Source organism: Turicibacter bilis, from assembly GCF_024499055.1.
Classification (GTDB): domain Bacteria; phylum Bacillota_I; class Bacilli_A; order MOL361; family Turicibacteraceae; genus Turicibacter; species Turicibacter bilis.
Map to the genome: position 1 here is coordinate 2,144,174 of NZ_CP071249.1, position 11,728 is coordinate 2,155,901.

Annotated in this window: 12 protein-coding genes; 11 read left to right on the forward strand and 1 reads right to left on the reverse strand. The window is 33.8% G+C overall.

Annotated features, from left to right (window positions below):
* Positions 1-217: 217 nt before the first annotated feature.
* The 7 genes from J0J69_RS10390 (at position 218) to acpS (ending at position 6,353) form a co-directional block, all read left to right on the forward strand.
* Positions 218-847: an ECF transporter S component gene (locus J0J69_RS10390; protein WP_055241337.1), complete on the forward strand. Its 630-nt coding sequence runs from the start codon at positions 218-220 to the stop codon at positions 845-847.
* A complete protein-coding gene (gene coaBC, locus J0J69_RS10395; RefSeq protein WP_212726048.1) occupies positions 848-2,059 on the forward strand; it encodes a bifunctional phosphopantothenoylcysteine decarboxylase/phosphopantothenate--cysteine ligase CoaBC in 1,212 nt (403 codons plus the stop codon).
* Entirely contained in the window at positions 2,053-2,820 is a 768-nt protein-coding gene (locus tag J0J69_RS10400) for a type III pantothenate kinase (protein ID WP_055241331.1), read from the forward strand. Before coaBC ends, J0J69_RS10400 begins: the two co-directional genes overlap by 7 nt.
* Positions 2,821-3,069: 249 nt before the next feature.
* Positions 3,070-3,732, forward strand: a complete 663-nt coding sequence (locus tag J0J69_RS10405) for an ECF transporter S component (RefSeq protein WP_055241373.1) — start codon at positions 3,070-3,072, stop codon at positions 3,730-3,732.
* Between the two features lie 234 nt (positions 3,733-3,966).
* Positions 3,967-4,254: a co-chaperone GroES gene (locus J0J69_RS10410; protein ID WP_055241328.1), complete on the forward strand. Its 288-nt coding sequence runs from the start codon at positions 3,967-3,969 to the stop codon at positions 4,252-4,254.
* Positions 4,255-4,305: 51 nt separating this feature from the next.
* Positions 4,306-5,925 (forward strand): chaperonin GroEL, encoded by a 1,620-nt coding sequence (gene groL, locus J0J69_RS10415; RefSeq protein ID WP_055275962.1) that lies wholly within the window; start codon positions 4,306-4,308, stop codon positions 5,923-5,925.
* 86 nt (positions 5,926-6,011) lie between these two features.
* The gene (acpS, locus tag J0J69_RS10420) at positions 6,012-6,353 is read left to right on the forward strand and encodes a holo-ACP synthase (RefSeq protein ID WP_212726047.1); all 342 of its coding nucleotides are present in this window, start codon (positions 6,012-6,014) and stop codon (positions 6,351-6,353) included.
* Between the two features lie 36 nt (positions 6,354-6,389).
* Here the strand turns inward: acpS and J0J69_RS10425 are convergent, their stop codons facing one another.
* Positions 6,390-6,593: a DUF378 domain-containing protein gene (locus tag J0J69_RS10425; RefSeq protein ID WP_055241323.1), complete on the reverse strand. Its 204-nt coding sequence runs from the start codon at positions 6,591-6,593 to the stop codon at positions 6,390-6,392.
* 134 nt (positions 6,594-6,727) lie between these two features.
* Between J0J69_RS10425 and J0J69_RS10430 the strand changes: the two genes are divergently transcribed.
* From J0J69_RS10430 to J0J69_RS10445, 4 genes are all read left to right on the forward strand, one after another.
* On the forward strand, positions 6,728-7,726 hold the full coding sequence (locus tag J0J69_RS10430) for a LolA family protein (RefSeq protein WP_055275964.1): 999 nt from the start codon (positions 6,728-6,730) through the stop codon (positions 7,724-7,726).
* A 542-nt stretch (positions 7,727-8,268) separates the two neighbouring features.
* Complete coding sequence (locus J0J69_RS10435) at positions 8,269-8,949, forward strand: response regulator transcription factor (protein WP_055241320.1); 681 nt, start codon at positions 8,269-8,271, stop codon at positions 8,947-8,949.
* Between the two features lie 2 nt (positions 8,950-8,951).
* A complete protein-coding gene (locus J0J69_RS10440) occupies positions 8,952-10,352 on the forward strand; it encodes a sensor histidine kinase (protein WP_055241317.1) in 1,401 nt (466 codons plus the stop codon).
* 82 nt (positions 10,353-10,434) lie between these two features.
* Positions 10,435-11,595, forward strand: coding sequence for a pyridoxal phosphate-dependent aminotransferase (locus J0J69_RS10445; protein ID WP_055304802.1), 1,161 nt, complete (start codon positions 10,435-10,437; stop codon positions 11,593-11,595).
* Positions 11,596-11,728: the final 133 nt, after the last annotated feature.

Consider the following 11,728-nt stretch of genomic DNA (forward strand, 5'->3'; position numbering starts at 1 on the left):
GATTATAAGCTTTTTTTCTTTTTACAGGCGATGAATAATGGTAAAATAATGTTATTTTATTGAAAACTATTCAATACATCAGTATAATTATGAGCGATGATAGCGTTTGTCAAACTTAATGGTGATTTTATAACATCAATTAAGGTCATACTAACGATGTCAAATATAATATTCAAGACGTTGCATTCGAAAGAAGCGACAGTGGAGGAGAAGAAAAATGAATCAATCAAGAAAGAAAACCAAGTTTTTAGTTTTACTAACGATGTTTTGTAGTATTCAAGTTGTTTTAATGTTAACACCACTTGGATATATTCCATTAGGCCCAGTTCGTGCCACAACCATGCATATTCCAGTTATTTTAGCAGGAATTTTATTGGGAGTCAAAGGTGGAGCTATTACAGGATTAGTTTTTGGATTGAGTAGTGTGATTATTAATACGATTACCCCAACGATTACATCATTTGTATTTACCCCATTTTATTCATTAGGTGAATATCATGGAAACTTCATGAGTTTAGTTATTGCTATTGGTCCACGTGTCTTACTTGGGGTATTAGCTGCAGTGATTTATCATTGGTTTAAAAATAAAAATAATAAAATGAGATTATTCGGTAGTGGAGTTACGGCTTTAGTTTGTACGTTAATTCACTCCATTTTAGTGCTTGGAATGATCTACTTATTCTTTGGTCCAAGTTATGCAGCAGCCAAAGGAGTTGAAGTTTCAGCTTTATTTGGCTTATTACTAGGAATCATTACGACAAATAGTGTACTGGAAGCCATCTTAGCTACATTAATTATTGCACCATTAACGAAGGTGTTAGAACCAATTACGAAGAAGGTGATTTAGTTGAACAAAAAGACTATTGTATTGGGAGTTTGTGGGGGAATTGCAGCTTATAAAAGTGCACAACTTGCAAGTAGTCTATATAAAAAAGGTTATGATGTTCATGTCATTATGACGAAAAATGCTACAGAATTTATTACACCGATGACATTTGAAACATTAACTCATAATCGTGTATCTGTTGGAACGTTTGATCGCAATTTCCAGTATGATGTGAATCATATTTCATTAGCTAAGCGCGCAGATTTATTTGTTGTGGCTCCAGCTTCAGCAAATTGTATTGCGAAGTTTGCTCATGGATTAGCGGATGATATGTTGACGACAACGTTTTTAGCCGCGTCTTGCCCAAAACTCATTGCACCTGCAATGAATACAGGAATGTTAAATAATCCAATCACACAGCATAATATTGAGATTTGTAAAAAATATGGAATGACTTTTGTTGAATCAGATAGTGGTTATTTAGCATGTGGAGATGTTGGGAAAGGTCGTTTGGCAGAAATCGAGGATATTGAAGATGCGATTGAAAGTTTATTAGTTAAGGACAAGCCTTTAAAAGGAATGAAAGTTGTCGTAACCGCAGGACCCACTCAAGAAGATTTAGATCCAGTTCGTTTCATGACGAATCATTCAAGTGGGAAGATGGGGTATGCAGTGGCACGTGCTGCTCGTAATTTAGGTGCGGATGTGACGTTAGTAACTGGGCCTGTTTCATTAAGAAAGCCAGTTTTCATGGATGTTGTTGAGGTTAGAACAGCAATTCAAATGTTTGAAGCAGTTGAGGCTCTAAAAGATGAGTATGATATTTTAGTGAAGTCAGCAGCCGTTTCAGATTACCGAGTGGAGCGTGTGAGTGATCATAAAATGAAAAAGCAAGGTAATCAGTTGACGATTGATTTTGTAACCAATCCAGATATCTTAGCTCATATGGGGCAGCTAAAAAAGGCGAATCAAGTTGTTTGTGGGTTTGCTATGGAGACTCAAGATTTAGTTGAGAATGCTACGAAGAAGTTAGTGAATAAAGGTGCTGACTTGATTGTTGCAAATCAGTTAAATGAAGATGCAGCGGGATTCAAAAAGGATACGAATGTGGTGACGATTTTAACGGGTGAGGGGATAACGAAGTTAGATGTCATGTCTAAAGAAGCACTTGGTTATGAGATTATGAATCGTTTATTACAGATTTTAGTGAAGAAAAGAGGGATAGTATGTTAGTCGTTATTGATGTAGGAAATACGAATATTACACTAGGAGTTTATGACCAGGATGAATTAATTGCAAATTTTCGGCTAACGACTAAATTGCAACGAACATCAGATGAATTTGGAATTACGTTATTTTCATTCTTCCAAACAAAGAATATTGATCCAAAGGGGGTTGAGGATGTTTTAATCTCTAGCGTTGTGCCTAAGATTATGCATTCTTTAACAAATGCTATTCGTAAGTATTTTAATATTGAACCAATCATTGTCGGCCCAGGTATTAAGACCGGTATTAGTGTGAAAACTGAAAATCCAAGAGAGGTGGGAGCTGATCGTATTGTTGATATTGCAGCAGCATATCATATTTATGGTGGTCCAGCGCTTGTTATTGATTTTGGGACGGCAACAACCTATGATTATGTCAATGAAAATGGTGAGTTTGAGTTTGGGGTCACGTCACCAGGAATTGAGATTTCTGCTCAAGCTTTATGGACACAAGCTGCAAAGTTACCTGAAATTGAAATTAAAAAGCCTGCGACGATTATGTGTCGTAATACGATTACGAGTATGCAAGGTGGATTAGTTTATGGTTATATCGGTCAAACGGAATACATTATCAAAAAAGTAAAGGAAGCTGTTGGTAAAGACATTAAAGTGGTAGCGACTGGTGGACTTGGGCGTATCATTTATAATGAAACTGATATGATTGATATTTATGATCCAGATTTAGCTTTTAAAGGAATGAAAGTTATTTATCATAAAACAAAGGGATAAGAAGATTATTGATCGTTGATAAAAAGGAATCAAATGTATTTGGTTCTTTTTTTATGTTCAGGCAAAATAAAAGGAAAATTATGGATTTGTTATTGATAGTAATCACAGATTTAAATATAATAGGAGAAGTAATTCTACTAATGAGACTTAATGATGATCAGTTGACATCAATTAAGTAAAGCGTTAGGGGGATTAAAAATATTATTCAAGACGTTGCATTCAGAAGAAGCGACAGTGGAGGAGAAAGAAATGAATCAATCAAGTAAGAAAACCAAGTATTTAGTTTTAGTCACCATGTTTTGTAGTATTGAGGTATTATTGATGTTTACCCCTCTTGGATTTATTCCAATTGGGCCGATGAAGGCCACAACCATGCATATTCCGGTTATTTTAGCAGGGATTTTATTAGGAATCAAAGGGGGTGCAATTACTGGTCTTGTCTTTGGGATTTCGAGTGTTGTCAATGCCACGATTAATCCAACGATTTTATCATTTGTATTTACGCCTTTTTATTCGCTTGGCGAGTATCACGGAAATTTCATGAGCTTAGTTATTGCTATTGTACCTCGTGTATTGTTAGGCGTATTAGGTGGTTTAATTTATAGTTGGTTTAAAAATCGAGATAAAAATATGATTGGCGGAGGCGTAACAGCACTATTGTGTACAGTTCTACATACGGCGATGGTATTAGGAATGATTTATATCTTTTTTGGACCAAGTTATGCAGCTGCTCAAGGGTTAGATACAACACAGTTATTAATGGCCTTAATTGGATTGGTATTTACAAATGGTCTTTTAGAAGCCTGTGTAGCTACAGTTGTAATTGTACCATTAGTAAAAGTACTAGAGCCAATGGCTCAAAAAATGGGCTTAACTCATATGAATATAAAGTTAAATAAAGTTGAACGCTAGAGCTTTAAGCTAGGAGTAATTTTCCTAGCTTTTTTTGATTCGTCAAATAATTGATTTTAGTAGGTGATTTTGATAGAAGAATAGGAATAAATGTTAATATTAAGCATATTAATCATTAGGTAGACTATAATAAAAAGGATTTTGGTTTAAAGTATTGCCATTATTTATTCATCTTTGTATAATTTATTTAATAGCACTCATATAGGTAGAGTGCTAAAACGAGGAGGGACATACATGTTAAAACCATTAAACAATAATGTTGTACTTGAGATTGTTGAGGTTGAAAAGACAACAGCTAGTGGAATCATTCTTTCGGGAGAAGCTTCAAAACCAAAACATTCAGAAGGAGTTGTAGTTGCCATTGGTGATGGAAAGTTATTAGATAATGGGAAACGTCATCCAATAACTGTTGAGGTGGGGCAACGTGTTATCTATAACGGATTTGGTGGAACAAAGGTCTCACATCAAGGAAAAGAATTAGTTATTTTATCCCAAGATGATATTTTAGCAATTGTTGAGTAAGTTAAATTTAGTTTAATATATTAATTTTGATTTAAGGGAGGATTTAATATTATGGCAAAAGAAATTTTATTTGCTGAAGATGCACGTCGTGCGATGATTCGTGGAGTGGATAAATTAGCGGATACAGTAAAAGTAACTTTAGGACCAAAAGGTCGAAATGTCATTTTAGAGCAAAAGTTTGGAGCGCCTCAAATTATTAATGATGGGGTTTCAATTGCAAAAGAAATTGAATTAGAAGATAAGTTTGAAAATATGGGAGCTCGTTTAGTAGCTCAAGTTGCAAGCCGTACGAATGATGTAGCTGGAGATGGAACAACAACGGCAACGGTTTTAGCTCAAGCGATGATTCGTGAAGGAAATAAAAATATTGTAGCGGGAGCTAATCCAATAACGATTCGTCGTGGAATCGAGCGTGCTGTGAAAGTGGCTGTTGAAGCATTAAAGGCTAATTCTAAGCCGATCGAAGGAAAAGAATCAATTGCTAACGTAGCTGCGATTTCTGCTGCAGATGAAGAAATCGGGAAATTAATTGCTGAAGCTATGGAACGTGTTGGTAATGATGGAGTGATTACTTTAGAAGAGTCTAAAGGCTTTGAAACAACAATGGATATTGTTGAAGGAATGCAATTTGATCGTGGATATTTATCATCTTATATGGTGACAGATACAGATAAAATGGAAGCTGTTTTAGATAATCCATACATTTTAGTCACAGATTCTAAAGTTGGTACGTTACAAGACATCTTACCAATTCTTGAGCAGTTAGTTCAAACAGGACGTCCAATGATTATCATTGCTGATGATATTGAAAATGAAGCATTAGCAGCATTAGTTGTTAATAAATTACGTGGAACATTCAATGTGGTAGCTGTTAAAGCACCTGGATTTGGTGATCGTCGTAAACGTATGCTTGAAGATATCTCAATTTTAACTGGTGCTCAATTAATTACTGAGGAGTTAGGATTAGACCTTAAAAATACAACATTAGATCAATGTGGCCGCGCTGGACGTGTGATTGTAACAAAAGATCATACAACCATTGTTGAAGGAACTGGTTCACAAATTGATATTCAAGCTCGTATTGCTCAAATTCGTGCAGAGTTAGAAAATACGACTTCAGAATTTGATAAAGAAAAATTATTAGAACGTTTAGCAAAATTAAGTGGAGGAGTTGCCGTGATTAAGGTTGGGGCAGCGACTGAAACTGAATTAAAAGAACGTAAATTACGTATTGAAGATGCTTTAAATGCGACACGTGCAGCGGTTCAAGAAGGGATTGTTGCTGGTGGTGGAACAGCTTATATGAATATTTACAATGATGTCGCTAAAATTGAAGCAATCGGCGATGAGGCAACTGGGGTTCAAATCGTTTTAAAAGCTTTAGAAGCCCCAATTCGCCAAATTGCTGAAAATGCTGGAATTGAAGGTTCAATTATTGTTTATAAATTAAAAGAGTTAGATCCTGGATTTGGATATAATGCAGCGACTGATGAGTTTGTGGATATGTTTAAATCAGGTATTGTGGATCCAACGAAAGTCACTCGTTCTGCTTTACAAAATGCAGCGAGTATTTCAGCTTCATTCTTAACTGCTGAAGCAGCTGTTGTCGAAATTGAAAAGCCACAAGCAGTTCAAGCCCCAAGTGATATGGGTGGAATGGGAATGATGTAATAAAAAATCTCTAGATTTATCTAGAGATTTTTTTTATGATGAAATAAGATAAGTTATAATAAAGAAGATAACTATTGGAGGTTTTTATGAAGGGAATCGGAACAGATATTATCGAGATTAAACGTATTAAACAATTAAACCACCGTGAACGCTTTATCCATAAATTATTAAGTGAAGAAGAGTTTAGGTTATATCAATCCTTCCAGCATGAAAAAAGGCAGAATGAATTTTTAGCAGGACGTTGGGCAGCCAAAGAAGCTTTATATAAAGCGTTAGGATCCTATTGTGATGGAAAATCATATAAAGACTTTAGTATTATGAATGATGAACGAGGAAAGCCTTATTTATTAAGCCCAACGATCGAAAGCGTTCATATTAGTATTAGTCACTGTGAGAATTATGCGGTTGCATTTGTCATCTGGGCATAAAAAAATCAGCTAAATTTAGCTGATTTTTTTATTGAATTAGTAACGTCTATCTGGTGCAAATAGTAAACCAATATTAATAAGTCCGGCAATTCCTACTAAGGCGTAAACAACGCGTGAGATGATTGCATCTTGTCCGCCAAATAAGAATGCAACAAGATCGAATTGGAAGAATCCAATAAGACCCCAGTTAATTGCACCAATTACCGTTAAAATCAAAGCAATACGTTGAATTAACGACATAGTTTTCGCTCCTTCCTATTTTGGATATTTATAGTATTTAATTAATAAGGGAGTTTTATGTATTAGAAAGCATAAATTAATTTAATATTTCATAGTATTAATTGAAATTGAACTTAATAAAGAGGTGGATAGCGATGAAGAAATTATGTTTAATGTTCGCAGTAGTGCTTACCGTGCTATTAGCTGCATGTGGAGAAATGTCTCAGCAAGACGTTGTTGACAAGCTCACGAGCAACTTAGAAGATGCTAAGTCATATTATGCAACAGGTGTGATGGAAGTTGATAATAATGGCCAAGTGTATCAGTATAATGTTGAGGTAGCTTATCAAAAACCAGAGAATTACAAAGTTACGTTAAAAAATGAAACAACAAACAATGAGCAAATCATACTAAAGAATGACGAAGGTGTCTTTGTATTAACACCTGCGTTAAATAAGCAATTTAAGTTCCAAAGTGATTGGCCATTATCAAGTTCACAAGTTTATTTATATCAATCATTAATGACTGATATTTTAAACGATGCTGAAGTAAAGTTTGAATCTGGAGAAGAGAATTATACATTTGAAGCTAAAGCGAATTATCATGGAAATCGTGATTTAGTTTCTCAAAAAATTACGTTTGATAAAAAATCATTAACTCCAGCAGAAGTTTACGTAGTTGATAGTGAGGGAGAACCTCGTATTTCAATGAAATTCTCTTCATTTAATTTTGATGAAAAACTTGCAGATGGATACTTTGATTGTCAACAAACAATGGAGTATTCACAAGAAACAATGGGTGAAGGTGTTATCAATGTGTTAGATGATGAGTTATACCCAGCTTATTTACCGGAAGGAACAACGTTAGTTAATAAACAAGCGATTGACATTGAGGAAGGTCAACGTATTATTATGACATTTAGTGGTGATCAAGATTTCACAATGATTCAAGAGCCTGTTACATATAATGATTCAGTAGGTGTGGAATCTGTTGCAGGTCAACCTGTAATGATTAATGGAACAATTGGTGCGTTAAGTGAAAATTCAATTACATGGGTTGAAGGTGGAGTTGAGTGTTTCTTAGTTTCTGAGACATTGGATACAGAACAATTAGTTTCAGTTGCAGCATCAGTTTCAAATCTTGCTGAAAAATAAGAGATAAAAAAGACGATAACCTTTAATAGTAGATAAAAATTAATAGTAAGAGAAGTAATCTAAGTTAAAGATTGCTTCTCTTTTTTATGTTAGTCAAAAAAATGTAATAGTTGATAGATCAGATTAAATGGATAAAACTTTGATTTTTTATGATCTTACAATTGGAATAATTTAATTTGAGTTGATTAATATAATTTTTATCATCGAATGTAATGATAATTTCACACTTTTCACTTACTATTTGACTATGTCCCAGGAATCGTAATTTTTCAGTATAACGAGTGGGAGATTCTGATAGGATATTAGAAGATATAATGGATTTGGTTATAGTTAAACACAGTAAACTGATGACAATGACTAAAGAGCTTATTATAATCAGTGAGATTATTTTATGATGACTCATCTGCTTCATGGAAACCTCCCCTATCTGAAAAGAAACTCTTTAGTTTATATTAAAAAAACTATGTTTTTCGTGTGTACAAAATGTATTCATTTATGTTAAATTTTAAATAGATATTTTTTCACTATTGGAGAGTGTTAGGATGAGTACAAGATATAAAGTATTAGTGGCGGAAGATGAAGTGAAAATTAGAGAGATTTTAGTGGATTTTTTAACGGATTATTATGAAGTGATTGAAGCTAAAGATGGGGAGGAAGCACTACGTTTATTCCATTCACAACAAATTGATTTAGTGCTCTTGGATTTAATGATGCCAGGAAGAGATGGGTTTTCTGTTTTAAAGGAGATTCGCTCAGTGTCTAAGGTGCCAGTCATGATTTTAACAGCGCGCTCTAGTGTGGAAGATCAAGTTAAAGGTTATGATTTAAAAGTGGATGATTATGTTACAAAACCATTTGATAATAAAGTTTTAGTAGCAAAAATCAATCGTCTATTAGCTCGTGTGAATGAAGAAGATGAAGTAGAAACCTATGAGCTTGCTTTTGATGGGTTAGTTGTGAATAAATTATCACGTACGGTTCGTATTGATAATGAATTAATCGATTTTAGACCAAAAGAATTTGATTTATTAGTCTTTTTAATTGAAAATCACCGTATTGCTTTAGATCGTGATCGTATTCTAGATGCGGTATGGGGAATTGATTATTTCGGTGATACCCGAGTCGTGGATACACATATTAAAAAAATCCGTAAAAAATTAGGAACATACGCGAAGTACATTCATACGGTATTTGGAGTTGGATATAAATTTGAGGTGATCTAAAGTTGCGCTTAGCTACCAAGATTTTTTTATTACTTTTTGGCTTGTTTTTTGCAACGATTAGTTTAGACATCGCAGCCCAATATTATTTTTATGATTTTGCTTATCCAAGTTATAAACAAAATCAAATTTATCAGCTCGTTTACGATATAAAAGAAGAAGTCCCCAATTTTGAGCGACACACCAATGACTTTTTTTCGTATATGAATGAGCTTAAAAGCGAGTATTTAGTTCAATACAAGCTTCATAGTTCAAATACTTCGCAGTTAAATTTAGATCGTTTAACTGATAATGATATTTTCTTTGAATCCAAGAATGAAGAAAATGTGACAACATATCACTATTATACGAAGATTACGTTTAAGGGTGGAGAGCAATGGATTATTGAGGTTTCTTATTCTTTGCAGGTCTTAGGGGAAATGTTATCAGTTTTCACGAATTACTATATTTTCATTTTTATGATTCTCGCGATTTTAGTTCTGTTTTTTGCCATTTGGCTGACCGAACATATTACAAAACCGCTACTTCATATGAAGCGGGTAACAGAAAATATAGCAAATATCAATTTTACAGAAAAATGTGAAGTGACATCTGATGATGAATTAAAAGAGCTGGCAACGAATATTAATATAATGAGTGATAATTTAAATAATACGTTAACGAAGTTAAAGGTTGCGAATGAGCGTTTACAAGATGATATTGCACGTGAGCGTGAGTTTGAACAAATGCGTTCAAATTTCTTTTCAACGATTTCTCATGAATTAAAAACACCGTTAACCATTATTAAAGGGATTGCAACACGAGTAAAATCAAAACCTATGTCACAGGATGATGTGAAATTACAGCTAGAATCGATCATTGAAGAGGTTGATCGAATGACGATGATGGTTCAAGATACATTAAATTATATGAAGATGGAAAATCCAGAAGATTTTTTAGAATATAGTAGTTTCAATTTGAAGATGCTGGTTGAGCATTTAAATAAGAAAGTGGAACATCTAATGGGCGAGAAACATCTACATATTCATTTAGATTTAGATGATGTTTATGTTGAGGCAGATTCAGAGCAAATTATGACAGTTGTAACAAACTTATATTCAAATGCAATTCGCTATACTCCAGATGGAGACCATATATATGTGACACTGAAACGTTATGATGATAAAGTTCGATTTGAGATTGAAAATACAGGGATTTTTATTCCAGAAGCTGAAATCGATCGTATTTGGGAACCATTCTATCGTCTTGAAAAGTCACGAAACCGAGATAGTGGAGGAACAGGTCTTGGGTTATTAATTACAAGTAAAATTTTAAAGATGCATCACAGTAAGTATGGAGTCATGAATACTGATCGTGGGGTGAAGTTTTACTTCGATTTAAATATTGATCCAGACTTTGATGAATAAGTAGGGATGTAAAGTAGTCATTTGCTTAGCCAAATGGCTATTTTATTAACTAAATATAGAGTGAGAAAAAGGGGAGAATGACATGAAGATTAAAATTAATAGTCATGCAACAACAGTTAAGCCATCAATTATTAGGGAAATGAAAGTATTAGCTGATAGTTATAAAAATGTGATTGACTTTACGCTAGGGGAACCCCATATATCACACCATACTTATGAAACAATTCATGAGGGATTACATCAACGTATCATGAGAAGCCCAATCGGTTATTCACATCAATACGGCGTTTTAGAATTAAGAGAAGCTATCGCAGAGTATTGTCAAACCCATTACAATCAAGATTACGATCCTAAAAGTGAAATTGTTGTGACAACGGGGGTATCGGAGCCAATCAGTGCGGTGCTTAAAACAATTTTAGAAGAAGGTGACGAAGTGATTATCTTCTCACCATCATTCACACTGTATAACAGTAATGTTAAGATGTACGGAGGAAAAGTTGTTTTATATGATATGATTGCCAATGAGATGAAGGTAAAATCAGATGTATTAAGTGAGCTGATTACACCAAAAACAAAAGCGATTCTAGTAAATTCACCTTGTAATCCAACAGGTAAAGTTTTTTCTAAGGAAGATAATGAAGCTATTTATGAATGTATTAAGGATCATCCTATTTTTGTGATTAGTGATGAAATTTATCGTGAGATTGTATTTGATGGAGTTGAATGTCCTTCTTTATCAGATTATCAGGATTTAAGAGATCGTATGTTTATTTTAAATGGAGTTTCTAAATCATTCGCCATGACTGGATGGCGTATTGGTTACGTATTAGGACCAAAAGAATACATTCAGATTGTTGCAGTTGTTCATCAAAACTTTGTAGCTTCAGCTTCAACGATTTCTCAGTATGCGACGTTAGAAGCTTTGAAACATCCGGAATTAACTAAAAACATTTGCTCTCTTTATGAGCGTAATCGTAATTATGTATATGAACAATTAAAACCATATTTTAAACAGGTTGTTTTACCAGAAGGTGCTTTTTATTTATACCTAGATGCTAGTAATTATGGCTTAAGTTCATATGAGTTCGCTATTGAATTATTAAAAGAACAACGAGTAGCAGTTGTTCCGAGTGTTGCATTTGAAGCGCAGGATTCTGGATATGTTCGTTTGTCTTATTGTTGTGATTTTGAAGTTTTAAAAGAAGGAATTGCCCGTATACAAAATTTTAGAAAAAGTTTGTAAAATGATAACTAAGCTAACTATTTATGATAAAATACTGTCAGAATTTATATCTATTGAGTTTAGATGATTATAGCTTCTATAGATAGTCTGTGTCCATCATGTTTTAAGGCATTAACTTGGATGTAAGTCATGT

Coding starts and splice junctions, on each gene's coding strand:
- J0J69_RS10390 (WP_055241337.1), top strand. CDS start 218: ATGAATCAATCAAGAAAGAAAACCAAGTTTTTAGTTTTACTAACGATG.
- J0J69_RS10400 (WP_055241331.1), top strand. CDS start 2,053: ATGTTAGTCGTTATTGATGTAGGAAATACGAATATTACACTAGGAGTT.
- J0J69_RS10405 (WP_055241373.1), top strand. CDS start 3,070: ATGAATCAATCAAGTAAGAAAACCAAGTATTTAGTTTTAGTCACCATG.
- J0J69_RS10410 (WP_055241328.1), top strand. CDS start 3,967: ATGTTAAAACCATTAAACAATAATGTTGTACTTGAGATTGTTGAGGTT.
- groL (WP_055275962.1), top strand. CDS start 4,306: ATGGCAAAAGAAATTTTATTTGCTGAAGATGCACGTCGTGCGATGATT.
- acpS (WP_212726047.1), top strand. CDS start 6,012: ATGAAGGGAATCGGAACAGATATTATCGAGATTAAACGTATTAAACAA.
- J0J69_RS10425 (WP_055241323.1), bottom strand. CDS start 6,593: ATGTCGTTAATTCAACGTATTGCTTTGATTTTAACGGTAATTGGTGCA.
- J0J69_RS10430 (WP_055275964.1), top strand. CDS start 6,728: ATGAAGAAATTATGTTTAATGTTCGCAGTAGTGCTTACCGTGCTATTA.
- J0J69_RS10435 (WP_055241320.1), top strand. CDS start 8,269: ATGAGTACAAGATATAAAGTATTAGTGGCGGAAGATGAAGTGAAAATT.
- J0J69_RS10445 (WP_055304802.1), top strand. CDS start 10,435: ATGAAGATTAAAATTAATAGTCATGCAACAACAGTTAAGCCATCAATT.